We start from the raw sequence: 19,475 nt of genomic DNA, 5'->3' as shown, positions 1-19,475 counted from the left end.
AGCCCCCGCCGCCCGAGAAGCCGCCTCCGCCGGAAAAGCCACCGCCCGAACTCCAGCCCCCGCCGCCGCTCCAGCCCGAGCCGGATCCCCAGCCCGAATTGCCCGGCGGCAGCACGATCCAGCGGCCGTCGCGGGTCCGGTATCGGCGCGCGCCGCCACTCTGCTGGCTCAGGCCCCGCAGGAAGGCGACGATGAACAGGAAGATCAGGACCATCGCGACGACGACGGCGATGTCCTCCTGAATCGTGCTCTCGTCCGAGCGAACCTCGGCGCGGCGCTGCCATTCCTCGGCGTCGCCCGCCAGGATGGTCAGGATGGCGTCGGTCCCGGCCTCGATGCCCCCGGCGAAATCGCCCGTCTTGAATTTAGGCGCGATCGCCGTGGTGATGATCACCTTGGAGAGCGCGTCGGTCAGCGCACCTTCGAGCCCGTAGCCGACCTCGATGCGGACCTTGCGCTCGTTGGGCGCCACGATCAGCAGCACGCCGTTGTTCTTCGCCTTCTGGCCGAGCTGCCAGTGCCGATAGAGCCTGTTGGCGAAATCCTCGATCTCCAGCCCCTGCAGCGAAGGCACGGTCGCGACCACGACCTGGTCCGACGTCTTGTCCTCATGCGCCTTGAGCTTGTCCTCGATGCGCTGGCGCGCCTCCGGGGCGATGATGTTGGCGCCATCGACGACGCGGCCCGTGAGTGCCGGATAGGTCGGATCGGCGGCGAATGACGGCAGAGCGCAGAGCAGGAAGACAAAGAGCAGGGAAACACGACGCAGAACCCCTCTCCCATCCGGGAGAGGGGTTCCCCGCGCCGCTTGCGGCATGGCCGTCACAGCTTCAGAACTTCACCGCCGGCGGCCGCTCGGCACCGGCCGTGGCGGTGAAGGTTTCCATCGGCTTGGCGCCCCAGAACAGCTTGGCCCAGATCACGCCCGGGAAGGTGCGGATCTCGGTGTTGAAGTCCTGCACGGCCTGGATGTAGTCGCGCCGCGCCACGGCGACGCGATTCTCCGTCCCCTCGAGCTGCGACTGCAGCGCCAGGAAGTTCTGGTTCGACTTCAGGTCCGGGTAGCGCTCCACCGTGACGAGCAGCCGCCCCAGCGCGCCGGTGAGCTGGTTCTGCGCGTCCTGGTATTCCTTGAACTTGGCCGGGTCGCTGATGGTCGAGGCATCGACCTTGACCTGCGTCGCCTTGGCGCGGGCCTCGATCACGGCCGTCAGCACCTCGCGCTCCTGCGCGGCATAACCCTTCACCGTCTCGACGAGATTGGGAATCAGGTCGGCGCGGCGCTGATACTGGTTCTGCACCTCCGACCAGGCGGCCTTCGCCTTCTCTTCCAGCGTCGGCACGTTGTTGTAGCCGCAGCCGGCGAGCGCGATGCCGAGAAGGCCGAGCGCGAACCAGGCCAGCGGACGGCGAAGCTGGGCGGAGAACGTCATGCCGAAAACCCCTTTTGGCAGCGTTGCAATGGTGTCGATTCGGACCTTACCTGTCGCGCCGCTCCGGTCAAAGCTGCCAGGGCGCGGCGAATGGCCTATGGTGGGCCGAACCCCGCCGGAGGCTTGCATGCGCTTCGCCCGACTGACCGTCTTGCCAGCCGCGCTTTTCGCCGCGCAGATCGCGATCGCGCAGCCTCTCGCCCCCGCGCCGGAGGCGGGAACCGGCCGGATCGCCAGGGTCGAGACGACCGCGCGGCAGTTCATGGCGGCCGCCGCCAATCCGCTCGCGGCTTCGGCCGGGCGCGATATCCTGCGCGCCGGCGGCAGCGCCACCGACGCCGCCATCGCCATCCAGCTCGTGCTCAATCTGGTCGAGCCGCAGAGCTCAGGCATCGGCGGCGGCGCGTTCTTCGTTCATTGGGGCGAGTTCGACCGCAAGGTGACGACGCTCGACGGCCGCGAGACGGCGCCCGCCGCCGCAAAGCCCGACCGCTTCATGAAGGACGGCAAGCCGATGCCGTTTCGGGAGGCCGTGATCGGCGGCCGCTCGGTCGGCGTGCCCGGCACGCTCAGGCTGCTGGAGGAGGCGCATCGGCGCTGGGGCAAATTGCCCTGGGCCGATCTGGTCGCTCCCGCACTCAAGCTCGCGGAGGAGGGCTTTGCGATATCGCCGCGCCTCAATGGCCTTCTCGCCGGCGACAAGGATCTCCCGAAAAATCCGCGCGCCGCCGCCTATTTCTACGAGACGGACGGACAGCCCAAAGCCGTCGGCACGATCCTGAAGAACCCGGCCTTCGCCGAAACATTGCGCGCCATCGCGGCACAAGGCGCGGATGCGCTCTACAAGGGCCCGATCGCCGAGGACATCGTCGCCACCATAGCGGAGCATCCGAGCAATCCCGGCGACATGACCCTCGCGGATCTCACGGCCTACAAGGTCGAGGAGCGCGAGCCGGTCTGCGGTGCCTACCGCGTCTGGCGGCTCTGCGGCATGGGGCCGCCGAGCTCGGGCGCCGTCGCCGTCCAGCAGATCCTCGGCATGCTCGAACGCGTCGATCTCAGGCGGATGGGGCCGGGCCCCGAGGCCGCCCATTGGCTGAGCGAGGCCGGCCGGCTCGCCTTCGCCGATCGCAACCTCTATCTCGCCGACCCCGCTTTTCTTGCCGTGCCGGTGCGCGGCCTGATCGACCGCGACTATATCCGCTCGCGCGCTGCCCTGATCAGCCCGGAGCGTTCCATGGGCCGGGCGCAGGCTGGCGATCCGCCGCATCGGCGCGCCGGCTTGCTCGCCCCCTCCGAGGGCATCGAGCATGGCACCAGCCATATCTCGGTGGTGGATGCGGCCGGCAACGCCGTCGCGATGACGACGACCATCGAGGGCGGCTTCGGCTCGCATCTGATGACGAAGGCCGGCTTCCTGCTCAACAACGAACTGACCGATTTCAACTTCGCGCCGGACGAGGACGGCAAGCCGGTCGCCAACCGGGTCGAGCCCGGCAAGCGCCCACGCTCCTCCATGGCGCCCACCCTCGTCTTCGACGCTTTCGGCCGGCTCTATGCGGTGGCGGGCTCGCCAGGTGGCAGCCAGATCATCGAATTCGTCGCCAAGACGCTGGTCGCCTTGCTCGACTGGCGCATGGACCCTCAAGCTGCCGCCGATTTCGGCAATTTCGGCAGCCGCAACGGCCCAACCGAGCTGGAAGCGGGCACCGAAGCCGAGGCCTGGAGGGCGGCTCTGGAGGCGAAAGGCCACAAGGTCCAGCTCATGGAGATGACCTCGGGCACGCAGGTGATCGTCAAGACGCCGGAAGGGTTCGTCGGCGGTGCCGACGGCCGGCGCGAGGGCGTGGCGATCGGAGACTGAGCGGGTTCATCACGCTGTCATATTCTCGGCGCGTCCCTCCCCAGCCAAACCAGGGACCGCCACCATGCGCCATTTCGCACTCGCCCTTCTGACTGCCGCCACGCTCGCCTTCTCGCCCGCCCAGGCCGAGGACGCCGCACCGTTCACATCCGCCAAATCCGTCGATCTCCAGCTGTTCCTCAAGCCGCCGCCGGCCGATGATTCCGTGCAGACCAAGGCCGAGCTCGGCGAGGTGCTGACGCTGCAGGTCACCCGCACGCCGGAGATGGAGGCCAAGGCCAAGGCCGACGCCGAGGAGAATGTCTGGCGCTTCGCCGACGTGATGGGCCCCGCCTTCAAGCCGGAAGCGCTGCCGGTCTTCTCGGCCTTCTTCGATCGCGTCGTCGCGACCGAAGGCGCCGTCGTCGATCCGGCCAAGGACTCGTGGAAGCGCCCGCGCCCGCATCAGCTCAGCCCGCTGGTCAAGCCGGTGGTGAAGATCTCGAACTCCGGCGCCTATCCGTCCGGTCACACCACGGTCGGCACGCTGATGGGCATCGTCCTGTCGAACATGGTGCCGGAGAAGCGCGTGGAGATCATGAACCGCGCCTGGTTCTATGGCGAGAACCGCATCATCGGCGGCATCCACTACCGCTCGGACATCGAGGCCGGCCGCATCGCCGGTTCGGTCATCGCGGCGCGGATCATGGAACAGCAGGACTTCCAGACCGAATTCGCCGCCGCCAAGGCCGAGCTGCGCAAGGCCCTCGGCCTCTGACGATTACCGAGATACGGGGTCGGCGGGGCGCCTGTCGCCGCCGGCCTCGCGCCCGGCGATCAGCCAGTAGATGAAGCCCGTCGCTGCACCGACCAGGAAGAGCCCGGAGATGATCTGCAGCTCGGCCGGGCTCGGCGTGCGCGAAAGCCTGAGCATCGCGAGCGGCAAGAGCGCCGCGAGCAGGCCGGTAAGCCCGCTCTGGACCAGCAGGCTGCGCAATCCAAACAGCTCCGAACCGACCGCCACCAGCACGACCGGCGCGACGATGATCGCAAGGCCCAGCCGCGCGATCAGGGCAAACGCCGCCTGCGCCGCCGGTGTCGGATCGACGCCGCTTTCCGCCAGGCCGAACAGGATGTCGAGCAGGCGTTCGATGCCGCCGCCGATCAGCAGCGCCACGGCCGGCGATGCGACGCTGGCCGCCGTCAGGAAGAACAGCCCCGCCCCCATGGCGACGAGGCAGGCGAAGGGGATCAGCAGCAGCCAGCGCAGCATCAAGCCGGCCTATTCCGCAGCCACGGCCGGCGCGGCGGCGTTGGCCTCGTCCTGCTCCAGCATCAGCCGGGCGCGGGCGGAGAGCTTCTCGGTCTCGCTCTTGAGCTGGCCGCAGGCGGCGAGGATGTCGCGCCCACGCGGCGTGCGCACCGGCGAGGCATAGCCGGCGCGGAAGACGATCTCCGAAAAGCGCTCGATCCGGTCCCAGTCCGAGCATTCGTATTTGGTGCCGGGCCAGGGATTGAACGGGATCAGGTTGATCTTGGCCGGGATGCCCTTGAGCAGCCGCACCAATTCGCGCGCCTCGGCATCGGAATCGTTCACGCCCTTGAGCATGACGTATTCGAAGGTGATCCGCTTCGCGTTCGACAGGCCGGGATAGTTCCGGCAGGCCTCGAGCAGATCCTTGATCGGGTATTTCTTGTTGAGCGGCACCAGCTCGTTGCGCAATTCGTCGCGCACCGCATGCAGCGAGATCGCCAGCATCGTGCCCATCTCGTCGCCGAGCGGCCCGATCTGCGGCACTACGCCCGAGGTCGAGACGGTGATGCGCCGGCGCCCGAGCGAAAGCCCCTGATCGTCCGAGATCACGTCGATGGCGTCGCGCACCCCGTCGAAATTATAGAGCGGCTCGCCCATGCCCATGAAGACGATGTTGGAGATGAAGCGCCCGCCATCGTTCGGCACGAAGGCGCCCTCCGGCGGCTTGCGATTCGGGAAATCGCCGAGCCGGTCGCGCGCCACCATGAGCTGCGCCACGATCTCCTCGGTCGTCAGATTGCGCACCAGGCGCTGCGTGCCGGTATGGCAGAAGGTGCAGGTCAGCGTGCAGCCGACCTGGCTGGAGACACAGAGCGTGCCGCGGTCGACCTCGGGGATGTAGACGCATTCGATCTCGGCGCCGCGGTCGCGCGGGCCGGTGGAGGGCATGCGCAGCAGCCATTTGCGGGTGCCGTCGGTCGAGACCTGCTCGGCGGTGACCTCCGGCAGATCGAGCGAGAAGTGCTGGGCGAGTTCGGCCCGCAGCCCCTTGCCGATCGTCGTCATCGCGTCGAAATCGCGCACGCCGTAATGGTAGATCCAGTTCCAGAGCTGGCCGACGCGCATGCGCCGCTCCTTCTCGGGAACGCCGATCTCGGACAGCGCCTCGGCCAGGCCGGCGCGCGTGCGCCCCACCAGCGAGGGGCGCCGCAAAACAGGTTCGGCCGCCGGGGCGGCAGTTTCAGGAACGGACACGGTCATCGGAGCTCTGTCGTCGCCCATGAGTGAAGGCGCGGAATTTCGCCGCTCCCTAGCACAGATGCGCGAAAAGCGGAAATCTCCCGCCGCGCGCCTTACTTGCAGGCGTCCTCGGCCCGCTTCACCGCCTGGGACATGCCCGAGAGCGAGTACTTATCGGCGGTCGGATTACCACGCTTGGACGTAGCCTTGATCTCGAGGCCCGCGCCACGGCGCAGCGCATCGAGCATCCGCGGCTCCTCCGCCGGATTTTTCAGCCACATGTTCTTGCCCTTGGCCACCAGGGCGAAACGCTCATTGCCGATGATCGCCTGATGCTCGACGCCTTCCTTGACGTCGAAATTCATGACGAAGCTGATCTCGTTGCGCACGCCCTCGGCCGGGCGGCTGGAGACGAAGAGGAGCCCCTCGACATCCTTGAGATTGGCCGGCATGCGGCTCTCGGCCTTGGAGAGGGCGTAGCAGACCTTGGTGCGGCCCTGCTGCGAGGAGAAGGCCTGCCATTTTCCGGCGGTTTCGAGCAGCATGGCCTGGCCCTGGCCGGCACTGGCCGGAGCGGCCGCGGCCGCCGCCGCGGCAGGCTTCGGAGTGGCCGGCTTCGGCTTGGCCGGCTGGGCCAGCACTGATCCGGCCATCAGCGTCATGCTTCCGACGAGCGGAAGCATGATTGCGAGACGAAGACGGCCACGAGCGCGGGAGGAAGGGAGCAAGCTGATCATAGACCGCCATCAGTCACTAAAATTCTTAATACCGCGTTTACCACCTGTTGATCAGGCGGCCTCGCGGTCGCTGGCGGCATAGAGTGTCACGATCCTGGCGAAAATGCGAATGGACCGGAGGCGCCGATCTGTTCCGTCGGGCAGCGCGCCATGGCACCATCGCGCCTCCCTAAGGACGGCGACGGACAGACGATGAAAGCCCTGCTCTGCGAACATCACGGCCCGGCCGAGGAACTGGCGATCCGCGACCTGCCGGAGCCGATACCCGGTCCCGGAGAGGTCGTCGTCGCCGTCACGGCGGCGGCGCTGAACTTCTTCGACACGCTGATCATCCAGAACCGCTACCAGACCAAGCCGGCCCTGCCCTTCTCCCCCTCGGCGGAATGCGCCGGCACCATCGCCGCCATCGGCGAGGGCGTCACCGGCTGGCAGATCGGCGAGCGCGTCGCGGCCTGGCTGGGCCATGGCGCGGCACGTGAGAAGGTCGCGGTGTCGGCCGAAGCGCTGATTCGCGTACCGGAGAAGCTCTCCGACGCACAGGCCGCCGGCCTCTTCGTCACCTATGGCACGGCGATGCACGGGCTGATCCAGCGCGCCGGGCTGAAGGCAGGCGAGACACTGGCAATCCTCGGCGCCTCCGGCGGCGCCGGCCTCGCCGCCGTCGAGATCGGGGCGCTGCTCGGCGCCCATGTCATCGCCTGCGCCTCATCGGCCGACAAGCTCGCGCTCGCCCGCGAACACGGCGCGCAGGAAGAGATCGACTACGGCACGAACGACATCCGCGCCGCCCTGAAGCGGGTGACGGCGGGACGCGGCGTCGACGTGCTCTACGACACGGTCGGCGGCGATCTGGCCGAGCCGGCGCTGCGGTCGATGGCCTGGGAGGGTCGCTATCTCGTCGTCGGCTTCGCCGGCGGCACGATTCCCAAGATCCCGCTCAACCTGCTGCTGCTGAAGGGCTGCGACCTGCGCGGCGTCTTCTGGGGCGAATTCGTCACCCGCGAACCGGCCGCGCATCGCCGCAACATGGAGCGCCTGCTGGACTGGGCGGCAGCCGGCCATATCCGCGCCCATGTCCATGCCGCGATTCCCGTCGAGCGCTGGACGGAAGCCTATGCGCTGATCGGCAACCGCCAGGCCAAGGGCAAGGTCGTGCTAACGTTCTGAAGCGCTCAGAGATCAGCCATCGCCGTTTTCGCCCTCTCGCGATGCTCGGGCTTGATCGAGCCCGCCACGGCCGCGATGGCCGCCGCGATCACCGCCGCATCGTCGGTGAAGCCGATCAGCGGCATGAAGTCGGGAATCGCATCCAGCGGCAGCACGAAATAGCCGAGCGCTGCGAGCAGCGTCAGCTTGACGCGCCGCGGCGTCTGCGGATCGCGCGTGCAGAACCACGCCGCCAGCAGATCCTCGGTGAACGGAATACGCTTCGCGACGCGCTTGAGGCGGGCCATGAAATCGGCGCCGAACCTCGCTTCGTCGCGCAGGCTCTTGCGGATCGCCTCCATCTCCTCGCGGCTGAAGCTTGCGCTGAACCCCTCGCTCATCCCTGTCTTTCTCCTTGGCGTCGGATGACGCCGATGATCGCGCGCTCCCAACCGGCGCGCCATGTCGAAAGATGGCCCCGTCGCAATCCTGCACAAGAGGCCTGCCGGAAAACCCGCTTGGAACAGGAGGAAACGCCCTCTAAACCGGCTCCAGAACCAGGATTGACGGGAAACGCGCCATGAAACTCGATTCCTCCCTCGCCGCCATCGTCACCGGCGGCGCCTCCGGCCTCGGCGAGGCGACCGCGCGCATGCTGGCGGGCCAGGGCGTCAAGGTCGCGCTGCTGGACCTCAACGCCGAGCGCGGCGAGGCGGTCGCGAAGGAGATCGGCGGGGTCTTCTGCCCCTGCGACGTCACCAGCGAGGCTTCGGTCGACGAAGCCCTGGCCAAGGCCCGCGCCGCCCATGGCGTCGCCCGCATCATCGTCAATTGCGCCGGCATCGCGCCCGGCCGCCGCGTCGTCTCGAAGAAGCGCGACACCGGCGAGCTCGTCGCCCACGACACCGCGACCTTCGAGAAGGCGGTCGCGATCAACCTCGTCGGCACCTTCCGTATCATCGCCAAATCCGCCGCGGCGCTGGCCGCGCTCGAGCCGATCACGGCCGATGGCGGACGCGGCGTCATCATCTGCACGGCCTCCGTCGCGGCGGAGGATGGCCAGATCGGCCAGGCCGCCTACGCCGCCTCGAAGGCCGGCGTCGCCGGCATGACGCTGCCGATCGCGCGCGACCTCGCCTCGGTCGGCATCCGCATCGTCACCATCATGCCCGGCCTGTTCGAGACCCCGATGTTCGCGGGGCTCCCCGAGGAGGCCAAGGCCTCGCTCGCCGTTTCGGTGCCGCATCCCTCGCGCCTCGGCAAGCCGGAGGAATACGCCGCGCTCGCCCGCAGCATCGTCGAGAACGACATGCTGAACGGCACCGCGATCCGCCTCGACGGCGCGATCCGGCTGGCGCCGAAATAGGCCTCAAACGATGCGGTAGACCTCGCCGGCGCTGCGGTCCCGGTAGAGGTCCACCCGCTCGCCATTCCAGTGATAGTCGAGATGCCGGCCCTGCACCGGATGGCTCGCGCCATCGGGATAGAACAGGCCGGCGCATTCGCCGCCCGGACAGCGCACGCTCGGATAGACCACCCCTTCCGAGCCGGCATCCCTCAGGTGTTCGCCGAGCAACTGGCTCTGCGCATAGTCGGCCGGATCGAGCAGCGCCGCCGCCTCGCCCAACCCGCGCAGATCATGCAATCCGGCATCGATATCGAGCACGATCTCGCGGAACTGTGAGGTCCAGCCCGGCGGCTGCGTCGTCGCCAGCATGAAGCGGGCGTGATGATGCACCGTTTCCAGCAAAGCGACCTCGAAGCGGTCGCCGGCATAGAGCACGCCGAAGCTGCCAGCGCTGAAGCGGCTCGGCCGATCCGGGCTGACATGGGTGAAGGGCGCCATCACCCAGCTCGCACCCGGCCCCGAGACGCGTCGTTCCGGTGGCACGAGATCGAGATTGCCGATCGTCTCCATCAAACGCGGATTGGTCTTCTGCTCGGCCGCGATCAGCAGCGGCCAGTCGGCGGGATCGGCAATGTCTTCGAACAAATCGATCGGCGGAAAGATGCTGCGGATGATCCTAACCGCGCCGCGCCATTCAACCTGCGCGACCGGCAGATCAGCCGGATCGATCACCAGCCGCCCCGCTCGGCATCGAGCAGGCGGCGCACCCGCATCAGATCGGTCAGTTCGCCGCCCAGCATGATGTCGAGCGCCGATTTTCCGCCGAAATCGCGGTTGGGGCGCTTGATCCAGTCATAGCCGCGCTGCGGCTCGGTGAAGATCAGCCGGAGCGCCTTGTGGATGCCCATCAGGTTCGAGAGCCGCGCCTTGCCGTCCCGCGAGATGCGGCCCACGCCGCCGGCTTTCCAGCGGGCATAGGTCCTCACCGGGAGGTCGATCAGAACGGCCGCCTCGTCGTCGGTGATCCGCCAGAGCCGGAACAGGTTGACGGCGGCGCGGAACATCGCAGCCGCCTCGTCATCGCCGATCGGGTCAGGAACGAAATCGCGCTGGGCGGTCTCGATGCGCAACAGGGCGCTCATGGCCATCATCTCCATTTGGCATAAAATGGAGATAGTTTTGCCAAATGGCAAGTACCTCTCAAAAACGCCGCCGTCATCCCGGACAAGCCGCGAAGCGGCGCCGATCCGGGATCCATGCCTGAACCGTTCCGGAATCGATCCCGGGTCTGCGCTTCGCTCCGCCCGGGATGACTCGCGTGAGAGGAAGCGAAATCCGGCCTATTCCTCGGTCTTCGCCGGCTTGATCTCGTGCTTCAGGATCAAGGGCGTCTGCGCCAGCGCGAAGATCATGGTCAGCGGCATCACGCCCCAGACCTTGAAGGCGACCCAGAAATCCTGGGTCTGCGTGCGCCAGACCGCCTCGTTCAGCGCGGCCAGCACGAAGAAGAACAGGCCCCAGCGGAAGGTCAGCTTGCGCCAGCCCTCCTCGTCGAGCTGCAGCACCGTCTCCAGCACCAGCGACAGGAGCGACTTGCCGAAAAAGAGGCCGCCGAGCAGCACGCAGCCGAACAGCGCGTTCACGATGGTCGGCTTGACCTTGATGAAGAAGGCGTCGTCCAGCGCCAGCGTCAGCCCGCCGAAGACGGTGACGACGATCGCGTTCACGATCGCCATGCGCGGCAGATAGCCCATCAGCACCCGCGACAGCACCAGCGCCACCAGCGAGGCGACGATGAAGATGCCGGTCGCGACGAAGATGCGCCGGTCCTCGGCGACATGGAACAGCCGGTCGCCATAGGAATTCGCGAAGAAGAAGATCGCGAGCGGGCCGAATTCCAGCGCGAGCTTCAGAAGCGGGCTGACCGGCCTGCCCTTGGCCTCCACCGGAATCGGCCGGGTGGTCTCGCTTGCGCCATCGCTCACGCCGCTTCTCCCAATCCCGCCACGGCGCGGGCGAAATCGCGCGCCGAAAACGGCTCCAGATCCTCGACGCCTTCGCCGACGCCGATGAAATGCACGGGCAGGCCGAACTGCGCCGCCAACGCCACCAGGATGCCGCCGCGCGCCGTGCCGTCGAGCTTGGTCATGACGAGGCCGGTCACGCCGGCCGTCTCGCGGAAAGCTTCCACCTGCGAAATCGCGTTCTGGCCGACCGTGGCGTCGAGCACGAGCAGTGCCGCATGCGGCGCGTTCGCATCCTGCTTGCGGATGACGCGCACGACCTTGGCGAGCTCGTCCATCAGCCCCTGCTTGTTCTGCAATCGCCCGGCGGTGTCGACGAGGAGCACATCGGTGCCGTTGGCTTTCGCCTTCTGCAGCGCCTCGAAGGCGAGGCCCGACGCATCCGCCCCCTGCTGGCCGAACACGACCTCGGCCCCCGTGCGTTCACCCCAGACGCGCAATTGCTCGATCGCGGCCGCGCGGAAAGTATCTCCGGCCGCCAGCATCACGGATTTGCCCTCCGTGCGGAATTTCGCCGCGAGCTTGCCGATCGTGGTGGTCTTGCCCGAGCCATTCACGCCGACCATCAGGATCACGAACGGCTTTTTCGTGGCGTCGATCGCCAGCGGATGGGCGACCGGCATCAGGATCGCCTCGACCTCGCGCGCCAGGATCGCCTTCACCTCGGCCGGATCGATCTGCTTGTCGTAGCGGCCTTCGCCGACGGCCTTCGCGATCCGCCCCGAGGTGGCGAGGCCGAGATCGGCCTGGATCAGGATGTCCTCGAGATCCTCCAACGTGCCGGCATCGAGCTTGCGCTTGGTGAAGAGGTCGGTGATCCCCGTCGTCAGCGCCGAGGAGGTGCGCGACAGCCCCTCCGTCAGCCGCCGCCACCAGCTCCGCTTCGGTGGCGGCACCGGGATGGGAGCAGGTTCGGGAGCGGCAACGGGCTCGGACGGCGGAACAACGATAGCGACGGGTTCCGGCTCCGGCTCGACAGGCGTAACCTCCTCAACCGGAACAGGCGGTGCGACAGGCTCAAGGGCCGGCGCATCGACGACAAGCGCTTCCGCCTCGACAGCCGTCGTGGGAGCAACCTCTTCGACGTCCGGCTTCGATTCCTCGACCGGCTCAACAACCCGCTCGATCACCGGCTCGGAGGTCGGTCCCGGGGCGGCCTGCTCTTCCTCGCGTCCGAACAGCCTCGAAAAGAAGCCGCGTTTCTTGGGCTCAGTCTCGCTCATCGCCATCCTGTCTTCGGTTCGGCGGGCATCTTCAGTTGCGCCGCCGGGCCGGCTTCGCTAGCGCAATGCCATGGCGCAGCCGCTTCAACCAGAAAATTCGCAAGCCTCGGGGCAGGACGACGCCGCGCTACCGGTGCCGCTGCTCTATCGCGACGCCATGATGCTCGTCATCGACAAGCCTGCCGGGCTGCCTTCGCATCGCGGCCCGCAAGCGAAGCGCCGCATCATACCCGTGCTGACCGATTATCTCGACCAGCTCCGCTTCGGCCTGCCGCGCAAACCGGAAGCGGCGCATCGGCTCGACAAGGACACCTCCGGCTGCCTCGTCCTCGGCCGCCATCCCCGTGCCATGGCCGAGCTCAACCAGATGTTTCGCGACGGCCGGATCGACAAGACCTATTGGGCGATCGTGCAGGGCGAGCCCGACGCGGACGAAGGGCTGATCGATCTGCCGCTCGCCCGTCGCTCGCCTGAACGCGGCTGGTGGATGAAGGTCGATCCCGCCGGCCTGCCCTCACAGACGCGCTATCGCGTGCTCGGGCGTGGGCAAGGCGAAGGCGGTCCGCTGGCCTGGCTCGCCATGGAGCCGCTGACCGGACGCACCCATCAGCTGCGCGTCCATTGCCAGGCTTCCGGCTGGCCGATGCTGGGCGATGAAATCTACGGCAACGCGCCGCGCGAGGGCGGGCCCGGCCTTCAGCTCCACGCCCGCGCGATCACCGTGCCGCTCTACCGCAAGCGCGAGCCGATCCATGTCGAGGCGCCGCCACCGCCGCATATGCTGGCGGCGTTGAAGACTTGCGGCTGGAGTGGCTGAGCCCGCTCAATTCCCCAGGGCGTCGATGGCTCGTGCCAGCTTGACGTCGAGCTCGGTCAGACCGCCGGCATCATGGGTCGCGAGCGTCACATCGACCGTCCGGTAGACATTCGACCATTCGGGGTGGTGATTCGCCGCCTCGGCCAGCAGCGCCACCCGCGTCATCCAGCCGAAGGCCTCGCTGAAATCGCGAAAGACGAAGCGCTTGCTGATCGCCTCGCGGCCCTGCGCCAGCTTCCAGCCGGTCAGGGTCGCCAGCGCCTCCGCCTGAGCCTCGGGGCTGAGTCGCTTGGGTCTCGTCATCGCCGCTGGACCTCCCTCGGCAGGCGATTGGGATAGGACGGGCCGAGCGGATAGGCGGCCTCCAGCACATAGGGCCCGCCACCGGTCGAATCGCGCGACGACATCAGCGCCACGCGGCGCGCAGTGAAGTTGATCGGCCTAATGATCGGATGCAGGCTGAGATAATGCGCGAGCTCGACCGGCGAGGTGTCGCGCAGCCGGGCCAGCGTGACATGCGGCACGAATTTGCGCCCCTCGGCGGGCATGCCGAGCCGGCGCATCTGCCGCTCGACATCGCCCTGGAGCTCGGTCAGCGCCTTGCTCGGCACCACCCGGGCGAAGACGGCGCGCGGCTTGTCGCCGCCGAAAGAGCCGAGCGCATCGAGCGTCACCTCGAAGGGATAGGCGCTGAGATCGGACAGCATATGGTCGATGTCGTTCGCCATGCGCCGGTCGACATCGCCGAGGAAACGCAGCGTGACATGGTAGTCGGGCGGCTCGATCCAGCGCGCGCCCGACAGGCCGCCGCGATGCAGCGTCAGCTCGGATGCGACATCGGCGGGGATTTCCAGAGCGATGAACAGCCTCGGCATGAGTCGATTCCTGCCAAGCGATTGTGACTCTGGCGAGACGGTAGGCGGGAAGCCGGCTCAAGGGAACCGCTTTTCACCTGCATCGCGCAAGCCGTTCCCGCGCACCGTCATTCCGGACAAGCCGCGTCAGCGGCGCCCATCCGGAATCCATCGGAGGGTGTCACGCCCTACAATGGATTTCGGGTCTACGCTTCGCTTCGCCCGGAATGACGCGATATTTTGAAAATCAGGGGCAGGGATTGCCGACGAGCTGGTGGATCGCGTCGATCTTCGCTTCGATCTCGGGCGTCAGCTTGACGTCTATCGAGGCGATGTCGGTCCTGAGCTGCTCCATCGAGGTCGCGCCGATGATGTTGGCCGTCACGAAATCGCGCGAATTGACGAAGGCGAGCGCCATCTGCGCCGGGTCGAGCCCGGCCTCGCGCGCCAGCGCGATGTAGCGCTTGATCGCATCCTCGGCGCCCGCGCCCTCATAGCGCTGGCCGCGGTTGAACAGCGTCGTGCGCGCCCCGGCCGGGCGGGCGCCGTCGAGATATTTGCCGGTGAGATAGCCCTGCGCCAGCGGCGAATAGGCGAGCAGCCCGACATCCTCGCGGATCGCGACCTCGGCCAGCGCCGTCTCGAAGGTGCGGTTCAGGAGGCTGTAGGCGTTCTGGATCGACTGGACGCGTGGCGTGCCGCGAACCTCCGAATCGGCGACGAAGCGCATGGTGCCCCAGGCGCTCTCGTTGGAGAGGCCGAGATGGCGGATCTTGCCGGCCTTCACCACCTCGGCGAAGGCGTCGAGCTGCTCGGGAATCGAGGTCTCGTCGGCCGGCTTCTCATAGGCGGCATGCGAGAAGCGCGTCGGGTTCGAGCCCCAGGGCATCGGCCGCTCGGGAAAATGGATCTGGTAGAGGTCGATGTAATCGGTCTGCAGCCGCGCGAGGCTCTTGTCGACCGCCTCCATGATCTGCTTGCGGGTGACGCGTGTCGGACTCTGGTCGTCGCGGAACCAGCTATTGCCGCCGCGCCCGCAGATCTTCGAGGCCAGGATGATCTTGTCGCGCTTCCCGCGTGCCTTGAACCAGCTGCCGATGATCCGCTCGGTCGAGCCCTGCGTTTCCGGTTTCGGCGGGATCGAATAGAGCTCGGCGGTATCGAAGAAATTGACGCCCTGCTCGACAGCGTAGTCCATCTGGGCGTGGCCTTCGGCCTCCGTATTCTGCTCCCCCCAGGTCATGGTTCCCAGGCAGATCACCGAGACCTTGAGATCGGTGCGTCCGAGGCGGCGGTAGTCCATGGCAAAGCAACTCCGGAAACGGTGCCGGCGGGCGGCGTGGAAAAAGGCTTGGGGATTCGTCCCGCGGGAATCGGGAACGGATCAGGATCTGGCCGGCAGCGTCGCGATGAAGCGCTCGACCGTCGGCAGGATGTTGCGGACGATGACCTTGACGCCCTCGACCGTGGGATGGAGCCCGTCCGCCTGGTTCAGCGCGCGGTCGCCCGCGATGCCCTCCAGGAAGAAGGGGTAAAGCACCAGAGCGTGCTTTTCCGCAAGCTCCGGATAGATCGCATCGAAGCGCTTGGCATAATCCGTGCCGAGATTGCGCGGCGCATACATGCCGGCGAGCATCACGGGGATGCCACGCTCTTTCAAACGCTCGATCATCGCCTCCAGCGCTTGCCGCGTCTGGGCCGGATCGACACCGCGCAGGGCATCGTTGGCGCCGAGTTCGAGGATGACGCCATCGGTCCCGTCAGGCACCGACCAGTCGAGCCGCTCCAACCCGCCCTGCGTCGTGTCGCCGGAAACGCCGGCATTCACGATTTCGACAGCGACGCCCGTCTGGCGCAGCGCTTGCTCCAGAACGGCAGGGAAGGCGGCGCTGCCCGGCAGGTTGTAGCCGGCCGAGAGCGAATCGCCGAACGCCACGAGCTTGAGCGTCTTTCCGGCCGGAGGAACCGGGGTCGCGGTCTGGGCGAAGGCCATCGGAGCAGCCACCATCAAGGTGAGGGCGATCAGCGTGAAAATCGCCGCAAATGATTGGACAAGTGCGAGATCGCGCCCATATCGGCGCAAGCCCCGCCTTGGCGCCTCACGGCTCCGCAGGGGCCGCGACGAGGTCCCGGCCGGGACGGCGATGGAAGCGTAAGTCAGGATCATGGCGTGATGAGCGAAAAGGCCGCCCCGGCGATCGAGTTGCAGGATGTGCATTTAAGTTTGGGGCGTGGAGCCGCTCGCGTCCATATCCTGAAAGGCGTCTCGGTGTCGCTGTCCGATGGCGAGGCGTCGGGCCTCGTCGGCCCTTCCGGCTCCGGCAAGTCGACCCTGCTGATGACCATGGCCGGGCTGGAGCGCCCCGATTCCGGCATCGTCAAGGTCGCGGGACAGGATCTCGGCCAGCTCGACGAGGACGGGCTCGCGGTCTTCCGCGGCCGGCGTATCGGCATCGTCTTCCAGTCCTTCCATCTCGTGCCGACCATGACGGCGCGTGAGAACGTGGCGCTGCCGCTCGAGCTTGCCGGCACCCCCGACGCCTTCGCCCGCGCCGAGGCCGAACTCCGCAATGTCGGCCTCGGCCACCGCATGGACCATTATCCGGCGCAGCTTTCCGGTGGCGAGCAGCAGCGCGTCGCCATCGCGCGGGCCGTCGCGCCCGATCCGGCGATCCTCGTCGCCGACGAACCGACCGGCAATCTGGACGAGGCGACCGGCCGCTCCATCGTCGACCTGATCTTCGCCTTGAAGCGCGAGCGCGGCGCCACCCTCGTGCTCGTTACCCATGACCTCTCGCTCGCGGCGCTTTGCGACCACACCGTCCGCCTGCGCTCCGGCGTGATCGAGCAAGAAGACGCGATGGCGGACATCTGACGATGCACGCGCCCGTCAAGCCGCTCGGCGGCCCGCCCGCCCGCTCCTCCCTCGGCTTCGGCCTGTCGCTGCGCCTGGCCCTGCGCGATCTGCGCGCCGGCCTGCGCGGCTTCGGCGTCTTCATCGCCTGCCTGGCGCTGGGCGTCATGACCATCGCCGCCGTCGCCTCCGCCTCGCGCGGCCTCACCGAGGGGCTGGCGCGCGAAGGCCGGCGCATCCTCGGCGGCGACGCCTCCTTCAGCCTGATCCAGCGCGAGGCGACACCGCAGGAGCTCACCTTCCTGACGGCTCGCGGCACGGTCTCGACCATCGCCACGATGCGCGCCATGGCCAATGCCGGCGAGAAGGGCGCGGCCCTTGTCGAGATCAAGGCCGTCGATGCCGGTTATCCCAGCATCGGCACGGTCGAGACCGACCCTCGGCAGCCGATCGCCGGCCTGCTCGGCGAGCGCGACGGTACCTATGGCGCAGTCGCCGACCCCATCCTGTTCGGCCGGCTCGACCTCAAGCCCGGCGACACCGTCACGGTCGGCGGCGCGAAGATCCAGCTCCGCGCCAATCTCGTCTCCGAGCCCGACAAGATCGCCGCCGGAGTCGGCTTCGGCCCGCGCCTCCTCATCTCGCAGGACGCGCTGCGCGCCACCGGCCTGATCCAGCCCGGCAGCCTGATCCGCTGGACTTACCGCCTCCAACTGCCGCAGGCTGCGTCTGGTGACGCCGATCTCGACAGGCTGATCGCGGATGCCGGCACGCAGCAGCGCGACGCCGGCTGGGAAATCCGCTCCCGCGCCAATGCCGCGCCGAGCTTCCAGCGCAATCTCGAACGCTTCACCCAGTTCCTGACGCTGGTCGGCCTCACCGCCCTCTTGGTCGGCGGCGTCGGCGTCGCCAATGCGGTGCGCCGCTTCGTCGAGGCCAAGAAGCTCGACTTCGCCACCATGAAAGCCGTCGGCGCCACCGGCGGGCGCGTCGTCGCGATCCATCTGACCGAGGTGATGCTCGTCGCCGCCATCGGCACCGCGATCGGCCTCGTGCTCGGCGCTGCCGCCCCCTTCGCGCTCGGCGCCGTGCTGCAAAGCATCCTGCCCGTGCCCTTCGAGCCGACGCTGGCGCCTGGAGAGCTCGCCATCGCCGCGCTTTACGGCCTGCTGACGGCCCTGGTCTTCGCCATCATCCCGCTCGGCCGCGCCCATGACGTGCCGGTTTCGGCCCTGTTCCGTGACCAGGTCGAGCCCGATCCGCGCCGCCCACGCGCGATCTACCTTGTTCTCTGCCTGCTGGCGCTGGCCGGATTGGTCGGCGTCGCGCTCGGCTTCGCCTATGACCGGCGCATCGCGCTGATCTATATCGGCGTCATGTTCGGCGTCTTCGTGCTCTTGCGCGGAGTCTCGGTCGGACTGATGGCGCTCGCCCGCCGCCTGCCCCGCCCGCGCAGCCCGTCGCTCAGGATGGCGCTCGCCAACAGCCATCGCCCGGGCGCCCTGACCCCGTCGCTGGTGCTTTCGCTGGGCTTGGGCGTCGCCCTGCTCTCGGCGCTCGCCTTCATCGATGTCAGCCTGACGCGCCAGCTCACCGGCGCGCTGCCGGCCAAGGCGCCGAGCTTCTTCTTCCTCGACATCCCCAGCCGAGATTCCGCCCGCTTCGACGCTTTCCTCGCGCAGGAAAGACCGGGCGCGGCCGTCGAGCGCGTGCCGATGATGCGCGGGCGCATCCTGGCGGTGAACGACACCCGCGCCGAGGACGTCAAGGCGAGCGAGCAATCCGCCTGGGTGCTCGATGGCGACCGCGGCATTACCTATGCGGCGGGCCTTCCCGAGGGCTCGAAGATCGCAGCGGGAGAATGGTGGCCGGCCGACTACAAGGGCGAGCCGCTGGTGTCCTTCGACGCGCAGAACGCCGCCGGCATCGGCCTCAAGATCGGTGACCGGCTCACCGTCAACGTGCTCGGGCGCAGCATCACTGCCCGCGTCGCCAACTTCCGCAGCATCGACTGGCGTTCCTTCGGCATCAATTTCGTCATGGTGTTCTCGCCCAACACCTTCGCGGGCGCCCCGCATACCGATCTCGCCACCATCACCGCGGCCCCGAATGGCAACGGCTCCGGCGACCCCGCTCTGATGCGCCGGCTCGCAACCGAGTTCCCGGCCGTCACCGCCGTCCGGGTCAAGGATGCGCTGGAGGCGGTCAACACCATCGTCGAACAGCTCGCCACCGCGATCCGCGGCGCCTCGGGCCTCGCCATCGCCGCCAGCCTGCTGGTTCTGGGTGGCGCGCTGGCGGCCGGACAGAGGGCGCGGCTCTATGACGCGATGATCCTGAAGACCCTCGGCGCGACCCGTCGCTTCATACTTTCGTCGTACGCCCTTGAATACGCCGCCATCGGACTGGTCGCGGCGCTGTTCGGCGTTGTCGCGGGTACTGCGGCCGGCTGGGGTGTCGTCACGCAAGTGATGCGCATCGAATTCGTCAGTGATCCGACCGGTGCTTTACTGGCTGCGACTGCCGCTATCGTGGTTACCGTCCTGTTCGGGCTCGTCGGTACGATAAAAATACTGTCGAAAGCGCCGGCTTCTCATCTCAGGAATTTATGATGACTGACCGAACCATCACCGGGATAGACATTAAAATCCTGTAATTCTGCATGCGGCGCCGGCCGAACTTCTATGCTCGCACCGGCCTTA

Annotated in this window: 21 protein-coding genes; 7 read left to right on the top strand and 14 right to left on the bottom strand. The window is 67.7% G+C overall.

Annotated elements, in window-relative coordinates:
• The coding region (locus IED13_RS26790) for a TPM domain-containing protein (protein WP_191125975.1) at positions 1-817 on the bottom strand (817 nt) is incomplete at its 3' end.
• A 13-nt stretch (positions 818-830) separates the two neighbouring features.
• On the bottom strand, positions 831-1,433 hold the full coding sequence (locus IED13_RS26785) for a LemA family protein (RefSeq protein WP_051987414.1): 603 nt from the start codon (positions 1,431-1,433) through the stop codon (positions 831-833).
• Positions 1,434-1,560: 127 nt separating this feature from the next.
• On the opposite strand from IED13_RS26785, the gene ggt reads away from it, so the two are divergent.
• Both ggt and IED13_RS26775 read left to right on the top strand, forming a co-directional pair.
• Entirely contained in the window at positions 1,561-3,297 is a 1,737-nt protein-coding gene (ggt, locus tag IED13_RS26780) for a gamma-glutamyltransferase (RefSeq protein WP_191125974.1), read from the top strand.
• A gap of 64 nt (positions 3,298-3,361) precedes the next feature.
• On the top strand, positions 3,362-4,054 hold the full coding sequence (locus tag IED13_RS26775; protein WP_038358141.1) for an acid phosphatase: 693 nt from the start codon (positions 3,362-3,364) through the stop codon (positions 4,052-4,054).
• A gap of 3 nt (positions 4,055-4,057) precedes the next feature.
• Here the strand turns inward: IED13_RS26775 and IED13_RS26770 are convergent, their stop codons facing one another.
• The 3 genes from IED13_RS26770 to IED13_RS26760 all read right to left on the bottom strand — a co-directional run bounded on the left by IED13_RS26770 (position 4,058) and on the right by IED13_RS26760 (position 6,423).
• Positions 4,058-4,549, bottom strand: a complete 492-nt coding sequence (locus IED13_RS26770) for a hypothetical protein (RefSeq protein WP_113254779.1) — start codon at positions 4,547-4,549, stop codon at positions 4,058-4,060.
• Positions 4,550-4,558: 9 nt separating this feature from the next.
• Complete coding sequence (gene rlmN / locus IED13_RS26765) at positions 4,559-5,791, bottom strand: dual-specificity RNA methyltransferase RlmN (RefSeq protein ID WP_113254789.1); 1,233 nt, start codon at positions 5,789-5,791, stop codon at positions 4,559-4,561.
• A gap of 92 nt (positions 5,792-5,883) precedes the next feature.
• A complete protein-coding gene (locus IED13_RS26760; protein ID WP_051987418.1) occupies positions 5,884-6,423 on the bottom strand; it encodes a hypothetical protein in 540 nt (179 codons plus the stop codon).
• A gap of 276 nt (positions 6,424-6,699) precedes the next feature.
• Here IED13_RS26760 and IED13_RS26755 point away from each other — a divergent pair, with 276 nt between their 5' ends.
• Complete coding sequence (locus IED13_RS26755) at positions 6,700-7,674, top strand: NADPH:quinone oxidoreductase family protein (protein ID WP_191125973.1); 975 nt, start codon at positions 6,700-6,702, stop codon at positions 7,672-7,674.
• A 5-nt stretch (positions 7,675-7,679) separates the two neighbouring features.
• Here the strand turns inward: IED13_RS26755 and IED13_RS26750 are convergent, their stop codons facing one another.
• On the bottom strand, positions 7,680-8,054 hold the full coding sequence (locus IED13_RS26750; RefSeq protein ID WP_038358143.1) for a YkvA family protein: 375 nt from the start codon (positions 8,052-8,054) through the stop codon (positions 7,680-7,682).
• Between the two features lie 179 nt (positions 8,055-8,233).
• On the opposite strand from IED13_RS26750, the gene IED13_RS26745 reads away from it, so the two are divergent.
• Positions 8,234-9,019 carry an SDR family NAD(P)-dependent oxidoreductase gene (locus IED13_RS26745; RefSeq protein ID WP_133561140.1) on the top strand — a complete coding sequence of 262 codons (786 nt, stop codon included), beginning with the start codon at positions 8,234-8,236 and terminating at the stop codon, positions 9,017-9,019.
• A 3-nt stretch (positions 9,020-9,022) separates the two neighbouring features.
• On the opposite strand, the gene IED13_RS26740 is transcribed toward IED13_RS26745, so the two are convergent.
• From IED13_RS26740 to ftsY, 4 genes are all read right to left on the bottom strand, one after another.
• Positions 9,023-9,730 (bottom strand): RES family NAD+ phosphorylase, encoded by a 708-nt coding sequence (locus tag IED13_RS26740; RefSeq protein WP_260368473.1) that lies wholly within the window; start codon positions 9,728-9,730, stop codon positions 9,023-9,025.
• Complete coding sequence (locus IED13_RS26735; protein ID WP_191125971.1) at positions 9,730-10,143, bottom strand: MbcA/ParS/Xre antitoxin family protein; 414 nt, start codon at positions 10,141-10,143, stop codon at positions 9,730-9,732. The genes IED13_RS26740 and IED13_RS26735 overlap by 1 nt, the downstream gene beginning before the upstream one ends.
• 198 nt (positions 10,144-10,341) lie before the next feature.
• Positions 10,342-10,986, bottom strand: coding sequence for a septation protein A (locus IED13_RS26730; RefSeq protein ID WP_112765115.1), 645 nt, complete (start codon positions 10,984-10,986; stop codon positions 10,342-10,344).
• The gene (gene ftsY / locus IED13_RS26725) at positions 10,983-12,248 is read right to left on the bottom strand and encodes a signal recognition particle-docking protein FtsY (RefSeq protein ID WP_191125970.1); all 1,266 of its coding nucleotides are present in this window, start codon (positions 12,246-12,248) and stop codon (positions 10,983-10,985) included. Before ftsY ends, IED13_RS26730 begins: the two co-directional genes overlap by 4 nt.
• 157 nt (positions 12,249-12,405) lie before the next feature.
• Between ftsY and IED13_RS26720 the strand changes: the two genes are divergently transcribed.
• Positions 12,406-13,065: an RluA family pseudouridine synthase gene (locus IED13_RS26720; protein ID WP_248312790.1), complete on the top strand. Its 660-nt coding sequence runs from the start codon at positions 12,406-12,408 to the stop codon at positions 13,063-13,065.
• A gap of 6 nt (positions 13,066-13,071) precedes the next feature.
• Here the strand turns inward: IED13_RS26720 and IED13_RS26715 are convergent, their stop codons facing one another.
• The 4 genes from IED13_RS26715 to IED13_RS26700 all read right to left on the bottom strand — a co-directional run bounded on the left by IED13_RS26715 (position 13,072) and on the right by IED13_RS26700 (position 15,912).
• Positions 13,072-13,368 carry a 4a-hydroxytetrahydrobiopterin dehydratase gene (locus IED13_RS26715; RefSeq protein ID WP_038358149.1) on the bottom strand — a complete coding sequence of 99 codons (297 nt, stop codon included), beginning with the start codon at positions 13,366-13,368 and terminating at the stop codon, positions 13,072-13,074.
• Positions 13,365-13,940 carry an RNA 2',3'-cyclic phosphodiesterase gene (thpR, locus tag IED13_RS26710; protein ID WP_191125968.1) on the bottom strand — a complete coding sequence of 192 codons (576 nt, stop codon included), beginning with the start codon at positions 13,938-13,940 and terminating at the stop codon, positions 13,365-13,367. Before thpR ends, IED13_RS26715 begins: the two co-directional genes overlap by 4 nt.
• 226 nt (positions 13,941-14,166) lie before the next feature.
• Complete coding sequence (locus IED13_RS26705; RefSeq protein WP_112765113.1) at positions 14,167-15,222, bottom strand: aldo/keto reductase; 1,056 nt, start codon at positions 15,220-15,222, stop codon at positions 14,167-14,169.
• A gap of 81 nt (positions 15,223-15,303) precedes the next feature.
• Entirely contained in the window at positions 15,304-15,912 is a 609-nt protein-coding gene (locus tag IED13_RS26700) for an arylesterase (protein ID WP_248312789.1), read from the bottom strand.
• Positions 15,913-16,092: 180 nt separating this feature from the next.
• Here IED13_RS26700 and IED13_RS26695 point away from each other — a divergent pair, with 180 nt between their 5' ends.
• Positions 16,093-16,794, top strand: coding sequence for an ABC transporter ATP-binding protein (locus IED13_RS26695; RefSeq protein ID WP_191125966.1), 702 nt, complete (start codon positions 16,093-16,095; stop codon positions 16,792-16,794).
• Between the two features lie 2 nt (positions 16,795-16,796).
• On the top strand, positions 16,797-19,385 hold the full coding sequence (locus IED13_RS26690; protein WP_191125965.1) for an ABC transporter permease: 2,589 nt from the start codon (positions 16,797-16,799) through the stop codon (positions 19,383-19,385).
• The last annotated feature ends 90 nt before the right edge of the window (positions 19,386-19,475 follow it).

The sequence above is a fragment of the Allobosea spartocytisi genome (genome assembly GCF_014764685.1).
Classification (GTDB): domain Bacteria; phylum Pseudomonadota; class Alphaproteobacteria; order Rhizobiales; family Beijerinckiaceae; genus Allobosea; species Allobosea spartocytisi.
The sequence above is the reverse complement of the archived record's forward strand: the minus strand, read 5'-3'. Positions and strand labels throughout refer to the sequence as shown.

Excerpts from the sequence above, each read along its gene's own strand:
- IED13_RS26705 (WP_112765113.1), bottom strand. The coding sequence starts at position 15,222 with ATGGACTACCGCCGCCTCGGACGCACCGATCTCAAGGTCTCGGTGATC.
- IED13_RS26720 (WP_248312790.1), top strand. The coding sequence starts at position 12,406 with ATGATGCTCGTCATCGACAAGCCTGCCGGGCTGCCTTCGCATCGCGGC.
- IED13_RS26785 (WP_051987414.1), bottom strand. The coding sequence starts at position 1,433 with ATGACGTTCTCCGCCCAGCTTCGCCGTCCGCTGGCCTGGTTCGCGCTC.
- IED13_RS26775 (WP_038358141.1), top strand. The coding sequence starts at position 3,362 with ATGCGCCATTTCGCACTCGCCCTTCTGACTGCCGCCACGCTCGCCTTC.
- IED13_RS26700 (WP_248312789.1), bottom strand. The coding sequence starts at position 15,912 with ATGGCCTTCGCCCAGACCGCGACCCCGGTTCCTCCGGCCGGAAAGACG.
- rlmN (WP_113254789.1), bottom strand. The coding sequence starts at position 5,791 with ATGACCGTGTCCGTTCCTGAAACTGCCGCCCCGGCGGCCGAACCTGTT.
- IED13_RS26770 (WP_113254779.1), bottom strand. The coding sequence starts at position 4,549 with ATGCTGCGCTGGCTGCTGCTGATCCCCTTCGCCTGCCTCGTCGCCATG.
- IED13_RS26735 (WP_191125971.1), bottom strand. The coding sequence starts at position 10,143 with ATGAGCGCCCTGTTGCGCATCGAGACCGCCCAGCGCGATTTCGTTCCT.
- IED13_RS26745 (WP_133561140.1), top strand. The coding sequence starts at position 8,234 with ATGAAACTCGATTCCTCCCTCGCCGCCATCGTCACCGGCGGCGCCTCC.
- IED13_RS26695 (WP_191125966.1), top strand. The coding sequence starts at position 16,093 with ATGAGCGAAAAGGCCGCCCCGGCGATCGAGTTGCAGGATGTGCATTTA.
- thpR (WP_191125968.1), bottom strand. The coding sequence starts at position 13,940 with ATGCCGAGGCTGTTCATCGCTCTGGAAATCCCCGCCGATGTCGCATCC.
- IED13_RS26755 (WP_191125973.1), top strand. The coding sequence starts at position 6,700 with ATGAAAGCCCTGCTCTGCGAACATCACGGCCCGGCCGAGGAACTGGCG.
- IED13_RS26750 (WP_038358143.1), bottom strand. The coding sequence starts at position 8,054 with ATGAGCGAGGGGTTCAGCGCAAGCTTCAGCCGCGAGGAGATGGAGGCG.
- ggt (WP_191125974.1), top strand. The coding sequence starts at position 1,561 with ATGCGCTTCGCCCGACTGACCGTCTTGCCAGCCGCGCTTTTCGCCGCG.
- IED13_RS26690 (WP_191125965.1), top strand. The coding sequence starts at position 16,797 with ATGCACGCGCCCGTCAAGCCGCTCGGCGGCCCGCCCGCCCGCTCCTCC.
- IED13_RS26715 (WP_038358149.1), bottom strand. The coding sequence starts at position 13,368 with ATGACGAGACCCAAGCGACTCAGCCCCGAGGCTCAGGCGGAGGCGCTG.
- IED13_RS26760 (WP_051987418.1), bottom strand. The coding sequence starts at position 6,423 with ATGGCCGGATCAGTGCTGGCCCAGCCGGCCAAGCCGAAGCCGGCCACT.
- ftsY (WP_191125970.1), bottom strand. The coding sequence starts at position 12,248 with ATGAGCGAGACTGAGCCCAAGAAACGCGGCTTCTTTTCGAGGCTGTTC.